Origin of the sequence: Micromonospora sp. WMMD998 (assembly GCF_029581235.1) — a bacterium.
Lineage (GTDB): Bacteria > Actinomycetota > Actinomycetes > Mycobacteriales > Micromonosporaceae > Micromonospora.
On the sequence record NZ_CP120740.1, the window covers coordinates 4,215,577 to 4,239,732 of the forward strand.

At 74.7% G+C, this 24,156-nt stretch carries 20 protein-coding genes and 1 pseudogene; 12 read left to right on the forward strand and 9 right to left on the reverse strand.

Annotation, left to right across the window (positions count from 1 at the left end):
* Positions 1-85 precede the first annotated feature (85 nt).
* Genes O7619_RS19285 through O7619_RS19300 form a run of 4 tightly spaced genes read left to right on the forward strand, consistent with a single transcriptional unit; the run spans position 86 to position 3,341 of the window.
* Positions 86-1,018: a hypothetical protein gene (locus O7619_RS19285; protein ID WP_282282437.1), complete on the forward strand. Its 933-nt coding sequence runs from the start codon at positions 86-88 to the stop codon at positions 1,016-1,018.
* A complete protein-coding gene (locus tag O7619_RS19290) occupies positions 1,015-1,479 on the forward strand; it encodes an ABA4-like family protein (RefSeq protein WP_282282439.1) in 465 nt (154 codons plus the stop codon). The genes O7619_RS19285 and O7619_RS19290 overlap by 4 nt, the downstream gene beginning before the upstream one ends.
* A gap of 9 nt (positions 1,480-1,488) precedes the next feature.
* Positions 1,489-2,718 (forward strand): histidine kinase, encoded by a 1,230-nt coding sequence (locus O7619_RS19295; RefSeq protein WP_282282441.1) that lies wholly within the window; start codon positions 1,489-1,491, stop codon positions 2,716-2,718.
* Complete coding sequence (locus O7619_RS19300; protein WP_282282442.1) at positions 2,715-3,341, forward strand: response regulator transcription factor; 627 nt, start codon at positions 2,715-2,717, stop codon at positions 3,339-3,341. The genes O7619_RS19295 and O7619_RS19300 overlap by 4 nt, the downstream gene beginning before the upstream one ends.
* 3 nt (positions 3,342-3,344) lie before the next feature.
* On the opposite strand, the gene O7619_RS19305 is transcribed toward O7619_RS19300, so the two are convergent.
* Both O7619_RS19305 and O7619_RS19310 read right to left on the reverse strand, forming a co-directional pair.
* On the reverse strand, positions 3,345-4,058 hold the full coding sequence (locus O7619_RS19305) for an RraA family protein (protein ID WP_282282443.1): 714 nt from the start codon (positions 4,056-4,058) through the stop codon (positions 3,345-3,347).
* Between the two features lie 65 nt (positions 4,059-4,123).
* Entirely contained in the window at positions 4,124-4,876 is a 753-nt protein-coding gene (locus O7619_RS19310) for a dienelactone hydrolase family protein (RefSeq protein WP_282282445.1), read from the reverse strand.
* A gap of 134 nt (positions 4,877-5,010) precedes the next feature.
* On the opposite strand from O7619_RS19310, the gene O7619_RS19315 reads away from it, so the two are divergent.
* The 4 genes from O7619_RS19315 to O7619_RS19330 are packed head-to-tail and all read left to right on the forward strand — an operon-like array spanning position 5,011 to position 10,315.
* On the forward strand, positions 5,011-5,562 hold the full coding sequence (locus O7619_RS19315; protein WP_282282447.1) for a hypothetical protein: 552 nt from the start codon (positions 5,011-5,013) through the stop codon (positions 5,560-5,562).
* A gap of 10 nt (positions 5,563-5,572) precedes the next feature.
* Positions 5,573-6,094, forward strand: coding sequence for a hypothetical protein (locus tag O7619_RS19320; protein WP_282282449.1), 522 nt, complete (start codon positions 5,573-5,575; stop codon positions 6,092-6,094).
* Entirely contained in the window at positions 6,091-7,524 is a 1,434-nt protein-coding gene (locus O7619_RS19325; RefSeq protein WP_282282451.1) for a hypothetical protein, read from the forward strand. Before O7619_RS19320 ends, O7619_RS19325 begins: the two co-directional genes overlap by 4 nt.
* Before the next feature lie 49 nt (positions 7,525-7,573).
* Complete coding sequence (locus O7619_RS19330) at positions 7,574-10,315, forward strand: LuxR family transcriptional regulator (protein WP_282282453.1); 2,742 nt, start codon at positions 7,574-7,576, stop codon at positions 10,313-10,315.
* Positions 10,316-10,337: 22 nt separating this feature from the next.
* Here O7619_RS19330 and O7619_RS19335 read toward each other — a convergent pair whose 3' ends face one another.
* From O7619_RS19335 to O7619_RS19345, 3 genes are all read right to left on the reverse strand, one after another.
* Positions 10,338-10,625, reverse strand: coding sequence for a DUF1905 domain-containing protein (locus O7619_RS19335; protein WP_282282455.1), 288 nt, complete (start codon positions 10,623-10,625; stop codon positions 10,338-10,340).
* A 28-nt stretch (positions 10,626-10,653) separates the two neighbouring features.
* Complete coding sequence (locus tag O7619_RS19340) at positions 10,654-10,959, reverse strand: DUF1330 domain-containing protein (RefSeq protein WP_282282457.1); 306 nt, start codon at positions 10,957-10,959, stop codon at positions 10,654-10,656.
* A gap of 76 nt (positions 10,960-11,035) precedes the next feature.
* Entirely contained in the window at positions 11,036-11,872 is an 837-nt protein-coding gene (locus tag O7619_RS19345; RefSeq protein ID WP_282282459.1) for a S1 family peptidase, read from the reverse strand.
* 425 nt (positions 11,873-12,297) lie between these two features.
* On the opposite strand from O7619_RS19345, the gene O7619_RS19350 reads away from it, so the two are divergent.
* Complete coding sequence (locus tag O7619_RS19350; RefSeq protein ID WP_282282461.1) at positions 12,298-13,740, forward strand: endo-1,4-beta-xylanase; 1,443 nt, start codon at positions 12,298-12,300, stop codon at positions 13,738-13,740.
* Between the two features lie 93 nt (positions 13,741-13,833).
* On the opposite strand, the gene O7619_RS19355 is transcribed toward O7619_RS19350, so the two are convergent.
* Both O7619_RS19355 and O7619_RS19360 read right to left on the reverse strand, forming a co-directional pair.
* Complete coding sequence (locus O7619_RS19355; RefSeq protein WP_282282464.1) at positions 13,834-15,408, reverse strand: Na+/H+ antiporter; 1,575 nt, start codon at positions 15,406-15,408, stop codon at positions 13,834-13,836.
* Between the two features lie 75 nt (positions 15,409-15,483).
* Positions 15,484-16,104: an L-threonylcarbamoyladenylate synthase gene (locus tag O7619_RS19360; protein WP_282282466.1), complete on the reverse strand. Its 621-nt coding sequence runs from the start codon at positions 16,102-16,104 to the stop codon at positions 15,484-15,486.
* Between the two features lie 97 nt (positions 16,105-16,201).
* On the opposite strand from O7619_RS19360, the gene O7619_RS19365 reads away from it, so the two are divergent.
* Together O7619_RS19365 and O7619_RS19370 are read left to right on the forward strand one after the other, a co-directional pair.
* Positions 16,202-16,537 (forward strand): hypothetical protein, encoded by a 336-nt coding sequence (locus O7619_RS19365; protein WP_282282469.1) that lies wholly within the window; start codon positions 16,202-16,204, stop codon positions 16,535-16,537.
* A gap of 588 nt (positions 16,538-17,125) precedes the next feature.
* The gene (locus O7619_RS19370; protein ID WP_282282471.1) at positions 17,126-20,119 is read left to right on the forward strand and encodes a glycosyl hydrolase; all 2,994 of its coding nucleotides are present in this window, start codon (positions 17,126-17,128) and stop codon (positions 20,117-20,119) included.
* 141 nt (positions 20,120-20,260) lie between these two features.
* On the opposite strand, the pseudogene O7619_RS19375 reads toward O7619_RS19370, so the two are convergent.
* Positions 20,261-20,611: pseudogene (locus O7619_RS19375) on the reverse strand (glutaredoxin domain-containing protein); the annotation flags it as partial.
* Between the two features lie 70 nt (positions 20,612-20,681).
* Positions 20,682-21,452 carry a nucleotidyltransferase domain-containing protein gene (locus tag O7619_RS19380; protein WP_282282473.1) on the reverse strand — a complete coding sequence of 257 codons (771 nt, stop codon included), beginning with the start codon at positions 21,450-21,452 and terminating at the stop codon, positions 20,682-20,684.
* Positions 21,453-21,603: 151 nt separating this feature from the next.
* Between O7619_RS19380 and O7619_RS19385 the strand changes: the two genes are divergently transcribed.
* Entirely contained in the window at positions 21,604-23,910 is a 2,307-nt protein-coding gene (locus tag O7619_RS19385; RefSeq protein ID WP_282282475.1) for a transglycosylase domain-containing protein, read from the forward strand.
* The last annotated feature ends 246 nt before the right edge of the window (positions 23,911-24,156 follow it).

Here is a 24,156-nt window from a genome sequence, read left to right on the forward strand (position 1 = left end):
TAGGAGACGCCGGTCCGACCGGTGGCCGCGACCGCGGCTCCCGGTCGGGCGCGCACGGCCGGGCCGGTCACGAGCATCTACAGGCATGACAACCATGTGGAACCGGGCGGCCGGATGGCACCGCCCCCTGATGCTCCTCGTGTCCGCGATGGCGGTGCTCTCCGTCGTCGCCGCGGTCGGCGTCGTGGCCGACCCCCGGGTGCTCACCGGCGCGCCCGCCTGGCTCAAGCCGTTGAAGTTCGCGCTCTCGTTCGTGCTCTACGGCGTCACCCTCGCCTGGATGCTCTCGCTGCTGCCGAGGCGCAGCCGGCTCGCCGAACGGGCGGCCACCGTGATCGTGGCCGTGGCGGTGGTGGAGATGGTGGCCATCGTCGTCCAGGTGGTCCGCGGCACCACCAGCCACTTCAACGGCACCACCACGTTGAACGCGGCGCTGTTCGACATCATGGGCGCGGCGATCATGGTGCTCTTCCTGGCCCAGGTCGTGCTCGCGGTCGCGCTGCTGCGGCGGCCCACGCCGGACCGGGCCGGCGGGTACGCGGTCCGGCTCGGCCTCGGGGTGTCGCTGCTCGGCATGCTCGTCGCGGTCCCGATGGTGATGCAACGTCCGGTCGACGCGCCGGCCGGGATCAACGGCGCGCACAGCGTCGGCGTGCCGGACGGCGGTCCGGGGCTGCCGCTGGTCGGGTGGAGCACCACCGGTGGCGACCTGCGTGTCGGGCACTTCGTCGGGCTGCACGCGTTGCAGGCGCTGCCGCTGCTGGCGATCCTGCTCGACCGCGTCGTCGGCGCCCGGCTGGACGCGCTGACCCGGGCCCGGCTGGTGCTCGTCGGCGGCGTCGCGTACGCCGCGCTCACGCTGCTGCTCACCTGGCAGGCGTTGCGCGGGCAGCCGCTGTCGCGCCCGGACGGGCTCACCCTGACCGTGGCGGCGGCGCTGGTGCTCGCCACCGCGACAGCCGCCGGTCTCGTGCTGGCCCGCCGGTCCCGGCGTACCCCGGTGGTGCTGGTCGGATGAGCGAGACGCTGTTCGGCCTGACGTTCGCCCTCGCCGCGCCGTTCTGGGCGCTGATGATCCTGGCCCCCCGCTGGTCGTGGACCGCGCGGGTGGTCGGCTCGCCGCTGATCGTGACGCCGGTCCTGGTCGTCTACGCGCTCCTGGTGCTGCCGGCGCTCGGCGCGGTGCTGCCGGTGGTGACCGCGCCCACGCTCGACGGCCTGCGGGACCTGCTCGGCACGGCCGACGGCGCGGCGGCGGCGTGGGCCCACATGATCGGCTTCGACCTGTTCGTCGGGCGGTGGATCTGGTCCGACGCCCGGGAACGGGGCATCCCGGCCCTGCTCACCGCGCCGGTGCTGCTGCTCACCATCCTGCTGGGCCCGCTCGGCCTGGCCGTCCACCTCGCGCTCCGGGCCCGGTGGCGGCGGACGGCGGACGGCGGGACCGGCGCGGTGGCCCCGGCCGCGCCGGTTGCCTAGGCTGGCGCGGTGAGCTGGGTGGGGCGGCTGTTCGACGCGCGCGACACGCTCGCGCGGATGCTGCTGCTGGATCTCAGCGGCGTCGGCTACCTGGTCGTCGGCGCGCACGGCCGGCCCGGGCCGACGGCGACGCAGTGGGCGCTCGCGGTCGCCGCGTTCGCGGTGGCGTTGCTGTGCCACCGTCGGCCGCTGCTGAACCTGCTGCTCCAGTGCGCCCTGCTGGTGGTGGCCCTGGCGCTCGTCGACGATTCGCTGATCAACCAGGTCGGCGCGAGCTGGGCGCTGCTGGAACTGACCATGCGGGCCGCCCGGCCCCGGACGTTCTGGCTGGCGGCCGGGCTGCTGGCCGTGATCGACGTGAGCGACCTGGTCGGCGACCCGGTCCGGGAGGTGCTCACCGGCGTGTTCGGGCTGGCCGTCACCGTCGGCCTGCCGGTGCTGCTCGGCCTGGTCGTCCGGACCACCCGCGAGCTGGCTCGGCAGGCCGAGGAACGGGCGGCGGCGGAGCAGCGGCGGAGCGAGTCGGAGAGCCGGGCCGCGCGCGCCGACGAGCGCAGCGCCATCGCCCGCGAGTTGCACGACGTGCTCGCCCACCACGTCGCGTCGATGGTGCTGCGGGTCGGGGTGGCCCGGCACGTGCTGCCCGACCTCGATCCCCGGGTCGGCGCGGTCTTCGACGACGTGCACGGCACCGGCACGGCGGCGCTCACCGACCTGCGCCGGCTGGTCGCGGTGCTCCGCCAGCCGGACGGCGTACGCGGCGACGCCGCGCTGACCGCGATCGAGCCGTCGGCGCTGCCGGCGGCGCTCGGCGCGACCGTGGACCGGGCCCGGCAGGCCGGGATCACCGTGGAGGCCGACGTGGACCCGGCGGTCGGCACGCTCGACGCGGTACGCGGCCAGGCGGTGCTGCGGCTGACCCAGGAGGCGTTGACGAACGTGGCGAAACACGCGGGCGCGGCGGCCCGGGCCCGGCTGACCGTGTCCGTGGTGGACGGCGCGGTGCACTGGGCGGTCGCCGACGACGGGCGGGGCGCGGCGCCGGCCGTGGTGCCCGCCGGCGGCGGGCACGGCATCGTCGGGATGCGGGAGCGGGTCGAGGTGCTCGGCGGCCGGCTGGAGGCCGGGCCGACCGGCGACGGCTGGCGGGTGCGGACGGTGCTGCCGCCGGCGTCGCCGGACGAGTCCGCGGGCACGCCGGCGGGCCGGTCCCGACCGGCCCCGCCGGAGCCGACATGATCCGCGTGCTGCTTGTCGACGACCAGCACCTCATCCGGGCCGGGCTGCGGATGCTCTGCGACGCCCAACCCGACCTGGAGGTCGTCGGCGAGGCCGACAACGGCCGCGACGCGGTCGCCCTCGCCGCCCGGCTGCGGCCGGACGTGGTGGTGATGGACCTGCGGATGCCCGGGGTGGACGGGATCACCGCGACCAGCCGGATCCTCGCCGACCGGCCGGCCACCCGGATCATGGTGCTCACCACGTTCGGCGACGACGACCACCTCTATCCGGCCCTGACCGCGGGCGCCTGTGGGTTCCTGCTCAAGGACGCGCCCCCGGCCGACCTGCTCGACGGCGTCCGCCGGGCCGCCACCGGGGACAGTCCGTTCAGCCCGGAGGTGCTGCGCCGGCTGGTCCAGCGGGCGGTGCACGCCCGGGCCGGCGCGCCCCGGCGGGCCGCCGACCTGACCGCCCGCGAGCGGGACGTGCTGGACCTGGTCGCCGAGGGGCTGTCCAACACCGAGATCGGCGACCGGCTGCACATCGGCGTGACCACGGTGAAGACCCACATCACCAGCCTGATGGCCAAGACCGGCAGCCCCAACCGGGTCCGCCTGGCGTTGTGGGCCCGCGGCGGCTGAGGCTCACTCCTCGATCGCGCCGCCCACCCGGCGCAGGTGCGCCCGGAACGTCAGCGCCGGCTCCGCCGCGCGGGCGGCCAGGTAGTCGCCGAACCCGAGCTGCGCCCGCAGCGACTCGCCGGCGGCGATCCGGTCGGCCTGCCGCCGCTCGGTGTCCCGGATGGACCGGGCCGCCTCGACCAACGCGCCGGCCCGCCCGCCGGGCACGAACAGCACCCCGTCGTCGTCGGCCAGGACCAGGTCACCGGCGTCGACCGTCCACGGCCCGACGCGCGCCGAGTCCAGCGCGCCGGCCGGTCGCGGATCGAGCGCCAGCGGCCCGGTCGGGGTGGCGCCGAGGCTGAACACGGGCAGCCCGACGGCCGTCAGGTCCGCGGTGTCCCGGTGCGCGCCCCACACCACCAGGCCGGCCAGCCCGGCGGCCTGCGCCTCCCGCACCACCAGGTCACCGACGCAGGCCCGGTCGGTGCGCCCGCCGTCGTCGACCACGAGCACGTCCCCCGGCGACGCCCGGTCGATGGCCTCCAGGAACACGTCGACGCTGCCGACGTGCCGGGCCGGTCGGACCGGCCCGGCCAGGGACCGCCCGGCCAGCACCGGCCGGACGGCGGCCGGGGCGCAGCGCACCGGAACGCCGGCCCGCAGGCAGGCGTCGGCGACGTGGGCGGTGGTCAGCGCGGCGAACGGGCCGGCCGGCGTACGGTGCGCGGTGTCCATGGGCCGACGCTAGCCAGCCGGGCCGGCGGTGACAGGTGCCAGTCGCGCCCCGGTGGCCTGCCGGGTCAGCTCCGGAAGGTGCGGTCGAGCAGATCGAACAGCGCGGCCCAGTGCCGCTCGGTGGCCCGCTCGTCGTACATCGGGGTGTCCGCCTGGGTGTAGCCGTGACGGGCGCCCGCATAGACCTCGGAGCGGTAGGTGACGCCGGCGGCGTCGAGCGCCTTCTCCAGGACGGCGATCTGGTCGGCGGTCATCGACCCGTCCTGGTCGGCGTGGCCGAAGTAGAGCTCGCCGGTCACCGCGCCGACGCCCCGGTGCGGGCTGTCCGGCGCGTCGGTGACCACGTGTCCGGCGTGGAAGGCGGCCACCGCGGCGATCCGGTCCGGAAGGGCCTCGACCGCCCGCAGCGCGGTGGTGCCGCCCATGCAGTAGCCGGTGATCGCGGCCGGGCCGGGCGCGACACCCGGCTGGGCGGCCAGGAAGTCGAGGTAGGCGGCGGTGTCCCGGGCCACCGCGTCCGGCGTCAGCGCGGCCATCATCGGCCCGACCCGCCCGAACAGCTCGGCGCGCCGGCTGTCGTCGGCCAGGGCGGACATGTCGACCGGTGGGGTGGGGCCGGCACGGTGGAACAGGTTGGGCACGAGCACGACGTACCCGCGGTCGGCGATCGTCGCGGCCATCTCGGCCAGCCGGGGGCGCAGCCCGAACGCGTCCATGAACAGCAGGACGCCCGGGAACGGGCCGCCGGAGTCCGGCCGGGCCAGGTAGGCGTCCGCCGTCCCGTCCGGGGTGGGTACGTCCACGATCGTCGGCTGCACTCTCCGGACCTCCTCGCTGCGGGCTTCGGGTGCACGCTACCCCCACCGGCGCCGTCCGGCCGCGGCGTCCCCGGGCTCACGACGTAGGGAAATCCCCGATTACCGGGAGTGGCGACGGCCCTAGCGTCGAACGCATGGCACCTCACGCGCTCGCGCCGGCCCGTTCCGCCCGCGCCCGTACCCGCGCCCTCCTCGGGCTGCCCCTGCTGCTCGCCCTGCTCGCGCCGGTGGCGTGCGACGACACCGACGGCACGCCCGCGTCGGCACCGGCCGGCCGGACCGACGACACCGGCCTGGGCGACCTGGGCGCGGCCGGCGGCGCGCCGCCGGCCTGTCCGTTCACCGCCGCCCAGGTGTCCGAGATCGTCGGCCGGACGATGCGGGACGAGGGCAACTGCCTGTTCGGCGACGGCAAGGGGGTGGCCAGCCTCACCGTCACCACCGCCTCGGTGACCGCCGGCCGGGCCACCTACGACTACCAGCACGAGCAGGCCGGCAAGCAGTACGACAAGGTGGTCGGCGTGGACCGGGGCGACCAGGGCTACCTGGCCGTCAAGGACATCCGCGGCGAGGCGGTGCTGATCGACGGCACCGGCACGTACACGGTGACGATCAGCAGCTTCGGCAGCGACCCGGCCGGCAACGAGCGGATCCTGCGCCGTGCGCTCGACGCGATCCCGGCCTGAGGCGGCGGCGGTGCGACCCGGTCGGCACGCGCTCGCCCTGGCCACGGTCCTGCTCGCGGCGTCCGCCGGCTGCGGCGGCGACCGGACGAGCCCGGCCGACCCGCCGGCCGGTCCCGTCGCGGTCGAGCAACCGACAGCGGAGCAGCCGGGGACGGACGGGCCCGCCGCCGTGCCGGACGCCTGCGCGCTGGTGTCCCGGGCCGACGCCGCGCGGCTCGCCGGCACCCCGGTCGACGACGCGGTGCCCGCGCCCCGGTCGTGCACCTACACTGCGCCGGTCACCGGCCCGACCGCCCAGGTCGAGGTGTACGTGGGCGACGGCGCGAAGAAGTACCTCGACATCGAGCGGCAACTCGACCACGAGACCCGCCCGCTGACCGGGGTGGCCGACGAGGCGCTGCTCACCGCCGAGGCGTTCTTCCTGCGCAGGGGCGAGCTGTGGGTCGCGGTGCGGCTGGTGCGGCTCAACGACCCGCAGGAGAACCGGGCCCCGCTGGAGCGGCTGGCCCGTACCGTCGCCGGCCGGATGTGAGCCCGGCGAGCCGCCGCCGGCTGCTCGCGGCCGGCGTCGCGGTCCTGCTCACGCTGACCGGCTGCGGCGGGCAGCGACCGCCCGGCCCGGCGGACCGGGAACAGCCACGCTACGGGTACGCCCCGGCGCCCGACCCGGACGTCACGTTGCAACCGGACGTGGTGGTGGTCGGCGGCGGCAGCGACGCGGTGCGTTCGGTGAGCGCCGACGGGCTGACCTGGCGGCTGGACCCCTCCGCGCGCCACGCTGGCCGGCTCGCGCCCGGCCGGGTCATGTTCCTCACCGGCCGGGGCGTCGGACGGGTGCTCGACCTGGCCGAGGAAGGCGGGGACCTGCGGGTGACCATCGGCCCGGTCACGCTGACCGAGGTGATCCGGGACGGCGTGTTCACCGGCAGCGACGTCCCGGTCGACCGCCCGACGGTGTATTCGGCGGGTGATCCGGCGTGGGCCCGGGAGCCGGCAGCGGCCGGGGGCACGCTCGGGCGCGCCGGCCCCGTGCGCGCGCCGGCCGTACCGCCCGGGCAGCCTCCGCCGGCGGCCGGTGGGCGGGCGGAGGCGACCGCCCACGGCTACCGGGTGCGGACGTTCTGCTGCGCGGGCGGCATCGGCGCGCACTTCACCTACGACGACGGCGGGGTACGCCTGGCCGGCACCGTCACGCTCACCGTGGGTCGGCCGGACGCCTCGTTCCACCTGGCCATCGGCGCCGGTCGGGTGACCCGGGCGGAACTGGAGATCACCGGCGGCTTCGGCATCAAGGTGGACTTCACCGCGGGGATCGACGGCGGCCGGAACCATCACCGGACGTTCCCGATCCCGGTCGACATCGCCGTTCCGATCGGGCTCGTCGCCGGTATTCCGCTGTCGTTCACAGTGACCCAGACGCTTGAGGTGGCGACCGCGTTCGGCGCCCGCAGCGGCACCGTCCGGGGCGCCGGCGAGTACGCGCTGGCCGGCCGGCTCGGCTTCGGCTGGGCGGACGGGCGGGTGGGGCCGCGCGTCACGGAGGGCTTCGCCCGCCGGGCCAGCCTGCTCGACTCGCTCACCGGGGTCCCGGTCGGCGTGATGGGACTGGTGATCCGGCACGGCGTCCGGTTCACGGTCGGGATCAGCGCGTTCCTGTTCACCGCCGGTATCTGGTTCGAGCTGACCACCTCGTACGGGACCACGCTCGGCTCCGCACTCGGTGCCCCGTACGCGCTGTGCCGGGGCGTCGGCCTCGGCGTGCGGGCCCGCTTCGGCGTGGGGTACCGCATCCTGGAACCGGTGGTCCGCGTGCTGAACACGTTTCTCAGCCTGCTCTCCCCGTCCCGGGCGGCCCGGATCCCACAGGTGGCGGCGGCGGCCGGCCCGAGCTGGGGCGCCGACGTCTACCGCAATGAGGAGGTCGTCCCGGACGTGGCGGTCTGCGGCCACCCCCCGGGATGACGCCGCGCCGACGCTGGGCCGGCTGGCGTCGCTGTGTCAGGATCCCGCCATGGACGGCGCGCTGGTCGGCCGCGACGCGGTCGTCGACCGGGTGTGGCACGCCCTGGCGGGCGGGGAGCCGGTGCTCCTCGACGGTCCCAGCGGCATCGGCAAGACCGCGCTCTGGCGGGCGCTGGTCGGGCGCGCCCGGGAGGCCGGTTGGCGGGTGCTGCCGGCCGCGCCCACCGAGGCCGAGACCGCGCTGCCGTACGCGGCACTGGCCGACGTGCTCCGCCCGCTGGCCGACGCGCTGCCGCGGCTGCCGGCGCCGCAGCGGGCCGCCGCCGACATGGTGCTGCTCACCGGCGGCGCGGCTGAGGCGGTGGACGAACGGGCAGTGGGCGCCGCCACACACACCCTGCTCGACGGCGCCGTCGGGGACGCGACCCGGGTGCTGCTGGCCGTCGACGACGCGCACTGGCTCGACCCGCCCAGCGCCCGGGCGCTGCGGTTCGCGCTGCGCCGGCTGCCCCGGTGGCCGACGGTCCTGGCCACCCGACGCACCGGCGACGGCGCGTCCGTGCCCGTACCGCTCGGCCTCGATGACGACCCGACCGGCCGGTACCGGCCGCTGCGGGTCGACCTTCCCCCGCTCGCGGCGGCGGACCTGCACCGGATCGTCGCGGCCCGGCTCGGCGGCACGCTCGGGCGTTCGCTGACCGACCGGCTGGCGCGGGAGGCCGGCGGCAACCCGCTGCTGGCCATCGAGTTGGCCCGCGCGGTGCTGCGACTGCCCCGGCCGCCCGGGCCGGACGAGGATCTGCCGGTGCCCTCCTCGCTGCGTGACCTGCTCGCCGACACGCTGCGGGCGCTGCCCGGCCCGAGCCGGGACGCGGTCCGGCTGGCCGCCCTGCTGACCGTGCCGGACCTGCGGGACCTCGCGGCGGCCGGGGTGCCGGCCGGCGCGCTGGACGCGGCGGAGGACGCCGGCCTGGTGGTGGTGACGCCGAGCCGGGTGAGTTTCGCGCACCCCCGCTACGCGGCGGCGGTGCGGGAGAGCATCCCGGCGGGGGCGCGGCGTCGGCTGCACGCGGTGCTCGCCGGCGCGGTTTTCGACCCGGACGAGCGGGCCCGGCAGCTCGCCCGCTGCACGGTCACGCCGGACCCGGCGGTCGCCGCCGACCTGGCCGCCGCGGCGGCCCGGCAACGGATACGGGGCGTGCCCGCGCTCGCCGCCGAATGGTACGACCGGGCCGCGGCGCTGACCCCGCCCGGCGCGGCGGCCGACCGGGACCGGCGTCGCCTGGACGCGGTGCAGTGCCGCATCGACAGCGGCGACTACGCGGTGGCGGGCCGGGCCGCCGAGGTGGCCGCCGCCGAGCTGACCGGCGCCGACCGGGCCGAGGCGTTGCTGCTCCGCGCGCTCGTCGCCTGGTGCGCCGACGACCTGGGCGTGGCGGTCCGCGTCGCCGAGGAGGCGCTGGCCGCCGCCGGACCCGACGGGCGCCTGACGGGCCGTATCCACGCGCACCTGACGCTGTTCCACGACGCGCCGGAGCCGGCCCGCCGGCACGCCCGGGCGGCGATCGCCCGGCTGTCCGACCGGGGCGCCCACCGCCCGCTGCTGACCGCCGCGTTGCTGCTGTTCTTCTTCCACGAGGTACGCGCCGGTCAGCCGGCCCGCACCGATCTGCTGGAGCGGGCGCTGGCGCTGGAGGCGGGCGAGCCGTCCTTCCTGGCCGGTTCGATTCCGGCGATCTGGTGGAAGGCCGTCGACGACCACGAGCGGGCACGGGGGCGGCTGCACCTGATGCTGGACCGGGCGGTGGCGCGCGGCGACGATCCGTGGCGCCACGAGGTGCTCACCCACCTCGGCGAGACCGAACTGCTGGCCGGGCGCTTCGCGGTCGCCGGCGCGCACATCGCCGCCGCCCGGGATCTCGGCGAGCAACTGGGCACCGGGCTGGTCGGCGAGAGCTGGCTGGCCGGCATGCTGGACGCCCACCGGGGTCGGCTGGTCGAGGCCGGGAGCGTCGCCGCCGGCCTACGCCGGGCCGACGACGTCGGCGACCCCTGGAGCCGCCGGCTGCACCACCAGCTCACCGGCCTGGTGGCGCTCTTCGGCGGCGACTGGGCCACAGCCGCGTCGGCGTACCGGGCGCTCGCCGACAACCTGGACACCTCGGGCATCGCCGAGCCGTTGGCGCAACGGTTCGAACCGGACTGGATCGAGGCGTGCGTCGGCGCCGGCGACCTGGACACCGCGCACGCCGTGCTGGACCGGCTGGCCCGGCGGCACGCCCGGCTGCCCCGGCCGTGGACGACGCTCGGCCTGGCGCGCAGCCGGGCGTTGCTGGCCGGCGCCGGCGGCGCGGACCCGACCGAGGCGCTCGCCGCGCTCGCCGACGCCCGGGCCACCGTGCCGGCGACGGTGCTGCCGATGGACCGGGCCCGCTGCCTGCTGGTGGCCGGGCGCGCGTACCGCCGGGTGCGACGCCGCCGGGAGGCCCGGGCGGCGCTCGACGCCGCAGCGGCCGAGTTCGACGCGCTCGGCGCGTCCGCCTTCGCGGACCGGGCGCGGGCGGAGCGGGGCCGGCTGGGCGCCCGCACACCGGCGCCGACCACCCTGACCGCCACCGAGGAACGGGTGGCCCGGCTCGCCGCGCGGGGGCAGACCAACCGGGCCATCGCCGACGCGCTCTATATCAGCCCGAAGACGGTGGAGGCGAACCTGGCCCGGGTCTACCGCAAGCTCGGTATCGCCAGCCGCGCCGAGTTGGGCGCGGCGATGGGCCGCCCGCCGGGCGACTGACCCGCCGGATCGCACCGAGCGCTCAGACGTCCACCGTCAACCGGACGTCCACCCGATCGCCCAGCGCGATGCGCTCCGCCCGGCGGGCTGCGGCCCGCAGCGGCACCACGTACCGCCCGTCCTTCGGCCACAATGACGTCCGCCAGTCCGTCGCCCCGATGCGGACGGACACCGGGATCATCCCCCAGCCGTAGGTGACCGCCGCCGCAGCAGCCGCCAGCGCCGCGCACTGCTCGTCGGGCACGGTCACGAAGTGGTAGGGCGCCGGGCCACGCCAGAACCACACCTCGCCGCTGAAGGCCAGCTCCACCGGCTCAGGATAGGCGCGTACCGGCCGGTCAGGCCGGCCAGGCGTGGCCGATGCCGTCGAGCAGCAGGACCACCCCCTCGGTCGCCGCCTCCCGGTCCCGGGAGATCTCCCGGTATTCCGGCGAGGTGGACCAGCGCTCGAAGTCCTCCCGGCGGTCGAAGGACACCAGGACCACCGTGTCGTGCGGCCAGTCGCCCTCCACCACCCGGGGGGCGGGGTCGGCGACGAGCAGCCGGCCGCCGTGCCGGGCCAGCACCGGCAGGAAGGCGGCGACGTACGCGTCGTAGCGTGCCCGGTCGTGAACGGTGAGCTGCGCGAGGGCGTAGACGGTCACCGCGTCAGGCTAGCGAGCCGTCGGCGTCCCCGGCCTTCGCCCTCGGGCCGGCGCCGGCCCGCCTCCGGGCCGGCGGTCACGGGATGCTCAGGCCGTACGCGGCGAGGACCTTCAGGATCGGCTGGTAGTAGCTGGTGCCGCCGCTGGTGCAATTGCCGCTGCCACCGGAGAGGATCCCGAGGACGACGCCTGTGGCGGCCACGTAGAGCGGCCCGCCGCTGTCCCCCGGTTCGGCGCAGATGTTGGTGCGGATCAGGCCGGTGACGCGGCCCTCGGCGTAGTTGACGGTCTGGTTCAAGCCGGTGACCACGCCGCACCGCACGCCCGTGGTGGCGCCGCTGCGGCAGACCGCCTGACCGACGTACGCGCTGCCGGCGCCGGAGATCGTCACCTGGCCGGGGTAGGTGTACACCGCGCTGGGGTGCGCCACCGTGCCGGTGTAACGGACCAGCCCGTAGTCGTTGCCGGGGAAGCTGCTGCCGGTGCGGCTGCCCAGCACGCTGGTGTGGGCGCTGTCGGCGTACCAGGTGGCGGCGAGGTTCGTGCAGTGCCCGGCGGTGACGAAGTACCAGGTGCTGCCGCTGCGCGCGTTGACGCCGAGCGAGCACCGCCCACCGCCGCCGTAGATCGCCTGGCCGCCGGCGATGAGCGTGCGCAGCCGGCCCGGCTCGTGCCGCAGGACCGCGCCGGAGCGGGTGGCGGCCCGGCGCAGCGCGGCCAGCTCCGGTCCGCGTACCGTGTCGTCGACGGTGACGGTCAGGCGGCCGGTGGCCGGGTCGTGCCCCCAGGCGGTGCCGGCGGTGCGCAGCTCGGTGAGCGGCGCGGATCGTGGGGCGGCGCCGGCCGGGGCCGCGGCGGGGGTGGCCGCGAGCAGGGCGGCGAGGACGAGGACGACGAGCGACGGTCGGCGCATCCTGGGACCTCTTCCATCGTTTGATGTCGATGTAGGGACAGGATCGCGCCCCGGGGCCCCGCGTTCAAGCGCCGGTGCGTCCGGTCACGGACAGCGGGCCAGGCGACCCGGTCCGCCGGGTCACGTGCCGCCGAAACTTCCGGACCCGGAGCACGGGGCCGAGTACCGCCCGCCGACCGCCTCCGGCCGGCGCGTTCGACGCATCGACCGCCACCTCCCCGCCGGGGAATCGACATATCGAGACCGTTAAGTTTTCGGAACAGTTCCGGTAGGCTCGGGGCACAGATTCACGTCGATCAACCCACGGTGCAGGGGACTCGTCTCCCCGTCCCGCGCGGCCTCCGGGCGGTCGCGCCGAGCCGACACCGTGACGGGCGGTGACCGACGTGGACGATCCTATTCACCAGGCTAGGAGAGGCTTTCAGATGGACAAGGTGCTCGCCCGCGACAGCGGGAGCGGGACAGCCCGGTCGCGCCCGCGTGCCGCGGTGGTATCGATGCTGGCCGGGGCCGCGGCGGTCGCCGCGACGGTCGCGGTCGCGACAAGCGCCAGCGCCGGCACGACGCTCGGCGCGTCGGCGGCGGAACAGGGCCGCTACTTCGGCACCGCGGTGGCCGCGAACAAGCTGTCGGACGGCACGTACGTCGGCATCCTGAACCGCGAGTTCAACATGGTCACGCCCGAGAACGAGATGAAGTGGGACGCCACCGAGCCGTCCCAGAACCAGTTCAACTACAGCAGCTCCGACCGGATCGTCGCGCACGCCCAGGCCAACGGCATGCGGGTCCGTGGCCACGCGCTGGCCTGGCACCAGCAGCAGCCGGGCTGGGCGCAGAACATGTCGGGCAGCGCGCTGCGCAACGCCATGATCAACCACATCACGCAGGTCGCCACCCACTTCAAGGGCAAGATCTATTCCTGGGACGTGGTGAACGAGGCGTTCGACGACGGCAACGGCGGCCGGCGCGACTCCAACCTCCAGCGCACCGGCAACGACTGGATCGAGGTCGCCTTCCGCACCGCCCGCGCCGCCGACCCGGGCGCCAAGCTCTGCTACAACGACTACAACACCGACAACTGGAGCTGGGCCAAGACGCAGGGCGTCTACAACATGGTCAAGGACTTCAAGGCCCGGGGCGTGCCGATCGACTGCGTCGGCTTCCAGTCGCACTTCAACAGCGGCTCGCCGTACCCGGGCAACTACCGCACCACCCTGCAGAGCTTCGCCGACCTCGGCGTCGACGTGCAGATCACCGAGCTGGACATCGAGGGCTCGGGCAGCAGCCAGGCCACCGCGTACGGCAACGTGGTGAAGGACTGCCTGGCCGTGGCGCGCTGCAACGGCATCACGGTCTGGGGCATCCGGGACAGCGACTCCTGGCGGGCCAGCGGGACGCCGCTGCTCTTCGACGGCAACGGCAACAAGAAGGCGGCGTACACCTCGACGCTCAACGCGCTGAACGCCGGTGGCACCCCGCCACCGACCAGCGCCCCGCCGACGAGCACGCCGCCGACCAGCACGCCCCCCACCACCACGCCGCCCACCACGGAGCCGCCGACGACGCCCCCGCCGGCCGGCGCCTGCACCGCGACGCTCTCCACCAACCAGTGGCCGGGCGGCTTCGTCACCAACGTGCGGGTCACCGCCGGTGGCAGCCCGCTCAACGGATGGTCGGTGTCGCTCACGGTGCCCTCCGGCTCCTCGGTCACCAACGCCTGGAGCGCCCAGACCAGCGGCTCCACCGGGCTGGTGACGTTCCGTAACGTCGACTACAACCGCCAGGTCGCCGCCGGTGGCAGCACCGAGTTCGGCTTCCAGGGCACCGGCACCGCCCCCTCCGGCACCGTGAGCTGCACGGCCGGCTGATCCCCCTTCCCCTTCCCCCCTGTTGCACGGAAAGAGTGGCTATCCGGTCGCGGATAGCCACTCTTTCCGTGAATTGGCACGAGGGCTTTGCGGTTAGTCCTCGACCTCGGGGCCGAGCAGGCGGACCTCCTCGATGTCCGTGGCCGCCTGGAGTTCCCGCAGCACCGCGTCGTCGATCTGGTTGCTGTTGCGCAGCCGGGTGACCTCCCGACGCTTACGGTCCAGGATCGCCAGTTGCAACCGGCGGGACAGCTCCCGCTCCCGCTCCGCCTCCTCGCTGCGCGGGTCGCGGACGTCCGCCAGGTGGTCCTGGTAGCTGGCGCGGAGCCGGTCCACCGTGTCCGGCGCGACGCCCAGGTCGGCGGCCACCTCCGGTAACGCCTCCAGCGCCACCTCGGTGGCGCGGATCCGCGCCTGGCGCACCTCGTCGTCGCGTTGCCGGTCGCCGGTCAGACCGGCCCAGGCGACGACGGCCGGCAGCGTGGTGCCCTGCACCACCATGATCAGCACGATCACCACCACGGTGACGAAGATGATCAGATCCCGCTCGTGCACCCGGGTGCCGTCGTGCATGGTGACCGGCACGGCAAGCGCCGCGGCGAGCGAGACCGCGCCCCGGAACCCGGCCCAGCCGGCGGCCGTGCGCATCCGGGCGTCGAAGTGCGACGAGCGCCGCGACTCCCGCCGGTCGACGCCCTGCAACACCGACACCGCAAGGTGCACCCACCCCAGTCGGGTGGCGACCACCACGAGCGCGACGAGCGTGGCGATGCCGAACGCCGCCGCCGGCGAGTGACTGGTGATGTTGCGCAGCGAGCCCGGCACCTGCATGCCGAGCAGCACGAACAGACCACCGTTGACCATGAAGGTGGACAGGTCCCAGAAGGCGTACGCGGTGAGCCGGGAGCGGGCCCGGATCACCTGCGGTGCCGCGTACGACACCAGCAGCCCGGAGACGACGACCGCGAGCACCCCGCTGGCGTGCACCGCGTCGGCGAGCAGGAACGCGACGAACGGGGTGAGGATGCTCAGCCCGCCCTCGCGCATCGCGTCGTCGATGTGCTTGCGGATCAGGATCACCAGCCCGCCGACGAGCAGCCCGGCGACCACCCCACCCAACGACTTGCCGACGAACTGGCCGCCGAGCGCGAACGGGCCGGGCACCTTGCCGCCCGCGATCACACCTGCCGCCACCGCGAAGAGCACAAGCGCCGTGCCGTCGTTGACCAGGCTCTCCGCGCGCAGCGTGGTGAGGATGCCACGCGGCATCCGCTTGGCCAGGCCGGCGACGGCGGCGGCGTCGGTGGGCGCCAGGACCGCGCCGAGCACCCAGGCGGCGTGCGGTTCCACCCCGAGGGCCTGGGCCAGGTACGCGACCGCGACCATCGTGATGACCACCAGCGCGACGGCCAGCAGCACGATCACCGCGAGGTTGGCGCGGAGCTCGCGGAGGCTGATCACCAGGCTCTCCCGGTAGAGGATCGCCGGGAGGAACAGCACCAGCACCACCTCGGGTTCGAGGACCACGTTCTCGAACGGTGGCAGCAGGCCGAGCAGCGCCCCCATGGCGATGAGCAGCACCGGCGGCGCGACACTGTACCGGCCACCGATGGTGGTGCCGACGACCACGGTGACGCCGAGCACCGAGATCAGCACGAGTGCGTTCACGCCGTACCCCCGTCGCCGTTCGCCGGATCCACCGTGCCGCACCCGGCGGCCCGGCGGGGCGGAACCGGCCGATCCCTACTCGAAGCGGGAGGGGTCGCCGACGCCTCGGCGCAGGATCTCCGGCTCCGGGCCGGACAGGTCGACCACGGTGGTGGGTTCGAGCCCGCAGTCCCCGGCGTCGACCACGGCGTCGACCTGGTGGTCGAGCCGTTCCTTGATCTCCCAGCCCTGGGTCATCGGCTCCGGCTCACCCGGCAGCAGCAGGGTGCTGGAGAGCAGCGGCTCGCCCAACCCGGCCAGCAGCGCCTGGGTCACGGTGTGCTTCGGCACCCGCGCGCCGACCACCCGGCGTCGCGGGTCCTGGAGCCGGCGCGGCACCTCCGAGGTGGCCGGCAGGAGGAACGTGTAACTGCCCGGAATCACGGCCTTGACCTGCCGGAAGACCGCGTTGCTGAGTTTGACGAACTGGCCGAGCTGGGCGAAGTCGGCGCACACGAGCGTGAAGGGGTGCCGCTGGTCGAGCCGCCGGATCTCCCGGATCCGCTCCACGCCGTCGCGGTTGCCGAGCCGGCAGCCCAGGGCGTAGCACGAGTCGGTCGGGTAGACGATCACCCCGTCCGCGCGGAGCAGATCCACCACCTGCTGGATCACCCGCGGTTGGGGATTGTCCGGATGCAGGTCGTAGTACCGCGCCACACCGACCAGCCTATGCCCGTTCCCGATCATCCGCAGGTTTGGCCGGGGCCGGTTCCGGAAACAGGTGGGGGCCCGTTCACCACAGGGGGGATCGACCATGTCCGGATCCAACACCGACCGCGCCGCCGACCGTCCGGCGGAGGTCACCGACCCACTGCTGTGGGACATGTCCGCCGCGGTCGCCGACGCGCACCAGCCCGACGCGGAGGGAAGGTGCGCCAGCCCGAGCTGCGCCGGCGCGGCGTGGCCGTGCGCCCCCTGGGACACCGCCCAGGTCGGGCTGAGCGCCGCCCGCACGCCCAGCGCCGCCGCCGCGTCGCCGCACACCCCAGTGCCGCACACCGGGGTACGGCCCGGCGCCGACGGCGATGGTCCGGGCACCACGCCAGCACCGGTGACCGGTGCGGACCGTCTCGTCGCCACCGCCGCCTGACGGTCTCGCCCGACCTGTCTCGCCGACCGCGTCCTGCTCGCGGTCCGGCCGCCGTCCCCGTCCGGCGCGCTTCCCGCGCCACGGGATGACGTCGGCGGCCGGGTCAGGGCGCGTCCGGCGATGTCGGCCGACCTGACTAGGCGCGTCCAAACACCCATACCGTTCCACCCACCGCCCGCACCGACCATGGGTGGAACGCCACGGGTGTCTCGCGCCCCGGTTGACACCCATAGCGTTCCACTCACCGCCAGTGCCGACCGCGGGTGGAACGCCATGGGTGTCTCGCGGAGCGTTCACACCCATGGCGGGGACGGTGCGCGGGGACGGTGCGCGGGGACGGTGCGCGGGGACGGTGCGCGGCGGAACCGGGCCCGGTCGGGCGGGAGTGCGACCGGAGGGCGGGTTTTCCCTGTTCGGGAGCACTTTCGGGGCCACGGGAAGCAGCCGTCGCGACGCCAAGAGAGCGCTCTCTCAGGCAACAAAACATTGACGTGCACGTAACCGGAACCTAACCTCGCTTCTCAAGAGAGCGCTCTCTCGACTGTCGGATCCGCCTCCGAACACCACCTTCTCCTGAAGGGGACCTCCATGACACTCCCCCGGTGGGACGTCTCCCCCGCGACCCCCGTCCCGTCCCCCGCCCGGCGGCACCGTCGGCGGGCGACCGCCCTCGCCGCCGCGTCCGCACTCGCCGCCGGCCTCCTCGGCGTCGTGGTCACCGGTGGTGGCACCGCCACCGCCGGCACCGTCGGCGCGGGCAGCTACACCGAGACGCTGCCGCCCGGCGCCAAACTGCCCAAGGGCTGCGGCGCCGTCAGCACCAACCCACGGACCTTCGCCACCTCGGACGCGCCGGCCGGCGCGATCCCCACGAACGACTGGTGGTCCTCCCTGATCTGGAAGCGCAACAACTGCGGGACCAGCGAGAACCTCCAGGCCCACCCGCTGGCGTTCCACGCCGAGAACAACGGGCTCGGGCTGTCCTACACCACCACGCCGGCGATCAGCGGCACCGCCACCGGAGTCGGCGAATACCACTACCCGTACACCGAGGACGTCCGGGTCGGGGTGGCCGGGCTGTCCGCGCCGGTGGTCAAGGCCGCCGACTGGACGGACTGGACGGTCACCGCCGACTGGAGCGACGGCAACCGGAGCATGCGCGCCACCATCGGCCACGGGCTGCCGTTCAGCTACTACACCGTCAGCGGTGGCGGGGCCGCGCAACTCACCGCCGCCGCGACGCCCACCGTGTGGCGCAACTCCGGCGCCACCATCGGCTTCACGGTCCACGGCCACGACTACGTCGCGTACGCGCCGACCGGCGCGACCTGGACCGTCGACGGCGCGGGCATCAGCTCGACGCTTGCCGGCAAGGGTTACTTCTCGGTCGCCGTGCTGCCCGGCGGCGCGGACAAGGCCGCCCTGGCCGACACCTACGGTCGGTACGCCCACGCGCACGTCACCGGCACCCGGATGAGCTACGCGTACGACCCGGCGGCCGGCACGGTGCGCACCACCTACGCGTTCACCACCACGCCCCGGGAGGGCACCGAGCGGAAGACGGTGGTGGCGCTCTACCCGCACCAGTGGCGCAGCCTCACCGGCGCCACCCCGATCACCGGCACGTACGTCTCCGCGCGCGGCGCCATGCGGGTGCTCGCCGGCGTGCCGTCGTTCACCACCTCGATGCGCTTCACCGGCGTACTGCCGGAGGTGCCGGCCGTCGGTGACGCCACCGGCGCGGACCTGAGCACCGTCACCGGCTACCTGAACGCCGAACTGGCCAACCCGGAGGGGGTCAGCGGCACCGACACCTACTGGGCCGGCAAGGGGCTCGGTCGGGCCGCCCGGATCGCCGAGATCGCCGACCAGCTCGGGCTCACCACCGTGCGCGACAAGGCCGTGACGGCCATGAAGGCGCGGCTCACCAACTGGCTCACCGCCGGCTCCGGCGAGACCGGTCAACTGTTCTACTACGACCGCAACTGGGGCACGCTCATCGGCTACCCCGCCTCGTACGGCTCCGACGAGGATCTCAACGACCACCACTTCCACTACGGCTACTTCGTCGCCGCGGCGGCCACGGTGGCCAAGTTCGACCCGGGCTGGGCCGACGACACCCGCTACGGCGGCATGGTCGACCTGCTCATCCGCGACGCCAACAACTACGACCGGGCCGACAACCGCTTCCCCTACCTGCGGGACTTCGACATCTACGCCGGTCACGACTGGGCCTCCGGCCTGGCGCCGTTCTTCGCCGGCAACAACCAGGAGTCGTCCTCCGAGGGGATGAACTTCGCCAACGCGCTGATCCAGTGGGGCCAGGCCACCGGCGACACCGCCGTCCGCGACGCCGGCGTCTACCTGTGGACCACCCAGTCCGCGGCCATCTCGGAATACTGGTTCGACGTGCACGACGAGAACTTCCCGGCGGCCTTCGGGCACCGGACCGTCGGCATGGTGTGGGGCGACGGCGGGTCGTACTCGACGTGGTTCTCCGCGGCCCCCGAGATGATCCAGGGCATCAACATGCTGCCGATCACCGGCGGTCACCTCTACCTGGGCGACCATCCCGACTACGTCAAGGCCAACTACGCCGAGCTGGTGGCCAACAAGGGTGGCCCGCCGACCGTGTGGCAGGACATCCTCTGGGAGTTCCTCGCCCTCGGCGACGGCGACCAGGCGTTGCGCAACTTCCGGGCCAACAGCGGCTTCACCAGCGAGGAGGGCGAGAGCAAGGCGCACACGTTCCACTGGATCCGCAACCTCGCCGCGCTCGGCACTGTCGACACCTCGGTCACCGCGAACCACCCGCTGGCGAAGGTGTTCCGCAAGGGCACCGCGCGCACGTACGTGGCGTCGAACATCACCGCCCGGCCGCTGACCGTCACGTTCTCCGACGGCACCACGCTCGCCGTGCCCGCCGGGAGGACCGCCACCTCCGGGGCGTACACCTGGAGCGGGGGAAGCGCGACCGGCGGCGTGGCGGTGCCGACCGGTCCCCCGCCGACCTCGACGCCCACCCCGACCCCGACCACCGCGAGCCCGACGCCGACCACGGCGAGTCCGACGCCGAGCAGCCCGAGTCCCGGCCCGAGCACCCCGGCGCCGCTGAACCCCACCCGCTACCTGCGTTCCGGCGGGGAGTTGGGCGCCACCGCCGGACCGACCGGCACGGTCACGGTGACCGCCGCCAACGGCAACCACGACGGCACGCCGACCAACCCGCAGGTGTTCACCGCCACCGGGCTGACCGGCACGTACACCGGCGGGAACACCGCCTTCGACCTGGGCGTCGACGCGGGCATCGCGGTCGGCAACGGCGTCCAGGCCCGGGTGTCGTACGACCTGACCGGCGACGGCAGCGTCGACCGGGTGGAGACCTACCGGTACTTCGCCACCGACCCGATCGTCGGGATGGAGCGCTACCGGCAGACCCAGGGCCTGGCCTCGGCCACCGGCACGCTGGGCAACCTGGCCGGCGGCACGGTCAAGGTCGAGCTGTGGAACGCCATCGGCAACGCCGCCACCACGGTCGGCACCGGTGCCGGATCGACCGTCACCCTGCCGTACACCGGGTGATCGATGCCCGGCGCCCCGGACCGGGGCGCCGGGCTCACGACCGGCGGATGGCGGCGGCCGGTGACCGGGGCAGGCCGGGAGCCGGTCGCGCACCCACGCCGGGTCGGGGTTCACCACCGCGCCCTCCGGCAGCACGACGGTCGGCACGGTCTCGTCACCGCCGGTGACCGCCCGGACCGCCGCCGCGGCCTCCGGATCCCGCCAGATGTCCACCCAGTACGCCCGCCCGGCGCGCCGGCCCAGCCGCAGCCGCAGGCGCAGGCAGTAGGTGCAGCCGGGACGCCAGTAGATGACCGGCCGGCCGTCGTCGGCGCTGCGCCGCCGCGCCTGGGCGGCGGTCAGCGAGCGGGGAAAGGCGAGCGGCGAGAAGAGCACCCCCAGCACCGCGAAGGGCAGGAAGCCGAGCGCGAACGACGCCGGACCCGACTGGCCGGCGCCGGTCACCACGCCGGCGACGAGCATCAGGCCGGCGAACCACCACCTGCGCATCATCGACGCTCACCTCTTCCCGCCCGGGCGGACCGACGCGCCCGGCTCCGTCATGGCCCACCCTAGCCACGGCTCAACCGGCGGTGAACCGGGCCAGCACCCGCCGCTGGAACGCGCGCGCCTCGGGTCCGGACGGCGGCGGGCCACCCCGGCGGGCGGCGATCGCGCGGTGGATCAACGCGGCGTCCGGGTCGTCGGCGGCCACCCGCCGCCCGGCGTCGGCCTTGGCCAACCAGACGCCGTCGCGGGAGCGCACCAGCGCACGGCAGGCACCCAGCACCGCGTCCTCGGCGCCCGGCGCCGGCTCGTCACCGGGCGGCGTGGGCAGCGCCAGCCACCAGCGCAGCGCGTCCACGAGCAGCGCCCGCAGCGCGGCCGGCGCCGGGTCGGCGAAGGCGTCGGCGGCGCTGCGGCCGAGCAGCGTCAGACCGGACTGGCGCAGGATGCTGCGGTCCAGCGCGTACCAGAACCGACCGTCGGCGGCGGGCCGGTCGGCCGGGTCGTAGGTGGCCCGGAACGGCATCGTCGCGCCGGTGTTCAGCTCGAATTCGAAGCCCGGCTCGGGGAGGCCGGCGGCGGCCACGTCGCGCCGGTAGACGACCAGTTCCAGGCCGCGTGCCGGGCAGGGCAGGGACTCGTGCCGCAGCCGGTCCACGAGCGCCCCCTTCGCCGCGCCGGCCGGCGGACCGTCGACCAGCAGCGCCACGTCCACGTCGCTGCGCCCGGGCTGGTAGGCGCCCAGCCCGAGCGAGCCGGCCGCGTACGCGCCGACCAGGTCCGCGCCGAGCACGTCCCGGGCGCGCCGGACCAGTTCGGCGAGGTAGCCGCGGACGTCGTCACGCATGCCCGCATCCTGCCCGGCGGGGTCCCGGCACGTCCGGCCGGGTCGGTGCCGGCGTGCTCCGGTGGCGCGCCGCCGGCCGGTGACGTCGGCGCCGGTCGGTTAGCCTGCGAGCCGGGCAGGGACGATTCGGCCGAGCAGTCGGAGGCATCGCGTGCGGCACAGCGGAGAGATCGGCGCGGTCGCGGCGCGACCGCGACGCCGGGGCCGGCGCCTGCTCGTCATCCTGGCGGTCGTCGCGCTGCTGGCCGGGGCCGGGCTGGTGGCCGGCGGGTACTACTTCGACAGCGTGCCGACACCCACCGACCTGAAGCTGCCCGAGTCGACCACGGTCTACTACGCCGACGGTCGCACCCCGATGGCGAAACTCGGGGCGCAGAACCGCACCATCGTCCCGTACGAGGCGATGAACGACTCGGCGAAGCAGGCCATCGTGGCGGCCGAGGACCGGACCTTCTGGACCAACCGCGGCATCGACGTCAAGGGCGTGCTGCGGGCGGCGTGGGCGAACGTCAGCGGCGGGCAGCGGCAGGGCGCCTCGACCCTCACCCAGCAGTACGCGCGGGTCGCCGCGGACCTGCGCGGTGTCACCTACTCGCGCAAGCTGCGCGAGGCGGTCATCGCCTGGAAGCTCGACGACAAGTACAGCAAGGAGGAGATCCTCGGCTTCTATCTGAACACGGTCCCGTTCGGCCGGGGCGCGTACGGGATCGAGGCGGCGGCGCAGACCTTCTTCGGCAAGACCGTACGCCGGGACGCGCCCGCGTCACAGCAGCTCACCCCGGCCGAGGCGATGGTGCTCTGCGCGATGGTGAAGCAGCCGGAGGCGGACCCGGCCGACCCGCAGGGCGCGCCGGGTTACGACCCGCGCCGCAACGCTCTCGCGAAGCAGAACTCGATCGACCGCTGGAACTACATCCGCGACGGCATGGTGAAGCTCGGCTATCTCACCCCGGGGCAGGCGGCGGATCTCGCGTACCCGGACACGGTGCGGCCGATCGACCGCGACGCCGGCCGCTCCGACCTGGACCGGCCGACCGGGTTGGTGGTCAACCACGTGCTGGCGGAGCTGCGCGGCACCGAGCCGTTCCGCGGCAAGCCGGACGAGGTGATCCGCGACGGCGGCTACCGGATCGTCACCACGATCGACAAGCGGGTGCAGGACGCGGCCGAGGCGGCGGCGGACATCCGCCGGGACAGCGCGCCGGCGGCGGTGCGCGGCCAGCCGAAGAACTGGCAGGCGGCGCTGGTCGCGGTGGAGCCGGGCTCCGGCCGGGTGCTCGGCTACTACGGCGGCGACCGTGGCTCCGGCGCCGACTACGCCGGCTGGTACACCGACGAGCAGGGCCAGGCGCGCGGCTTCGGCCAGCATCCGCCGGGGTCCTCGTTCAAGGTGTACGACTTGGCCGCCGCCGTGGGCGACGACATCTCGGTGAAGCAGCGGTTCGACTCCCCGGACACCAAGGAGTTTCCCGCGTCCGGGCGCACGCGGGGCAGCGCGGCCGGGCCGATCCGCAACGCCGAGCACGCGCCCTGCCAGCCGGACTGCGCGCTCTGGGAGGCCACGGTCGCCTCGCTGAACGTCACCTACTTCGAGCTGACCGAGAGGCTGGGCACCGCCAAGGTGATCGAGACGGCCCGGCAGGCGGGCGTGGAGTCGATGTGGGAGACGGTCCGGGGCAACCCGCGACCGCAGCGGGTCGACCTGCGCGACGACCCCGCCGACGAGTTGGCGGAGCACTTCTCCACGGAGGTGGGCATCGGCCAGTACGGCATCACCGTGCAGGACCACGCCAACGGGATGGCCACGTTCGCGGCCGGCGGCAAGCGGGCCGACGCGCACTTCGTCCGATCGGTGACCAAGGGTGACGACACGGTGTGGACGGAGCGGCTCCGGCAGACCGATCTCGACCTCGACGCCGAGGCGGTGAACCAGCTCGACTGGACGTTGCGCCGGGTGCGGGCGGCCCGGCTGGACAACGGCTGGGACTCCGCCGGCAAGACCGGCACCTGGCAGTCCGGGCAGAGCACCACCAAGAACGTGCACACCTGGATGGTCGGGTGGACCGGCGCGCTCGCCGCGGCGGTCTGGTTGGGCACCACCGACGGCAGACCGTTGCGGACCACGGGCGGCAGCTACGAAGTGTACGGCTCGACCGGCGCGGCACCGATCTGGCGCCAGTTCATGACCCGGGCCACCGAGGCGATGAAGCTCGACCCGGGTCGCTACCGCTTCCACGACCCGGCCTTCCCCCGCGACACCCCGGAGCCGAGCCGCCCGGCGCCGGCGCCGCGCACGGTGGCGCCGAGCCGGTCGGCCGCACCGACGCCCAGCCCGACGCCGTCGAGCCCGAGCCCGAGCCCGAATCCGAGCGGGCCGACCCTCCCGGGGCCGACCAGGTCTGCCTCGCTGCCGCCGGTGCCGACCGGGCTGCCGACACGAACCCGAGGGCCACGCTGAATCTATGTGCGCCAGCGGTGAACAGCGGCATTGCACGCAGATTGGACACACTCCGGTCCACCATCGGCAATGTTCACCCTGATCAGGGGCTATTGAAGATCATGGCTTCCTGAATTCGCCGCGACCGCGCGGTGTCCGACGAGTGTCGGTTGCCCAGGTCACCCATTGCTCCCGGATCCGGCGGCGTGTGATCGTGCTCTCCGAGCCGCCAACCCCCGGCGGCTCGGACGGTCGATCCGTCGACCC

Coding starts and splice junctions, on each gene's coding strand:
- O7619_RS19370 (WP_282282471.1), top strand. CDS start 17,126: ATGACACTCCCCCGGTGGGACGTCTCCCCCGCGACCCCCGTCCCGTCC.
- O7619_RS19285 (WP_282282437.1), top strand. CDS start 86: ATGACAACCATGTGGAACCGGGCGGCCGGATGGCACCGCCCCCTGATG.
- O7619_RS19350 (WP_282282461.1), top strand. CDS start 12,298: ATGGACAAGGTGCTCGCCCGCGACAGCGGGAGCGGGACAGCCCGGTCG.
- O7619_RS19300 (WP_282282442.1), top strand. CDS start 2,715: ATGATCCGCGTGCTGCTTGTCGACGACCAGCACCTCATCCGGGCCGGG.
- O7619_RS19290 (WP_282282439.1), top strand. CDS start 1,015: ATGAGCGAGACGCTGTTCGGCCTGACGTTCGCCCTCGCCGCGCCGTTC.
- O7619_RS19315 (WP_282282447.1), top strand. CDS start 5,011: ATGGCACCTCACGCGCTCGCGCCGGCCCGTTCCGCCCGCGCCCGTACC.
- O7619_RS19330 (WP_282282453.1), top strand. CDS start 7,574: ATGGACGGCGCGCTGGTCGGCCGCGACGCGGTCGTCGACCGGGTGTGG.
- O7619_RS19380 (WP_282282473.1), bottom strand. CDS start 21,452: ATGCGTGACGACGTCCGCGGCTACCTCGCCGAACTGGTCCGGCGCGCC.
- O7619_RS19365 (WP_282282469.1), top strand. CDS start 16,202: ATGTCCGGATCCAACACCGACCGCGCCGCCGACCGTCCGGCGGAGGTC.
- O7619_RS19305 (WP_282282443.1), bottom strand. CDS start 4,058: ATGGACACCGCGCACCGTACGCCGGCCGGCCCGTTCGCCGCGCTGACC.
- O7619_RS19345 (WP_282282459.1), bottom strand. CDS start 11,872: ATGCGCCGACCGTCGCTCGTCGTCCTCGTCCTCGCCGCCCTGCTCGCG.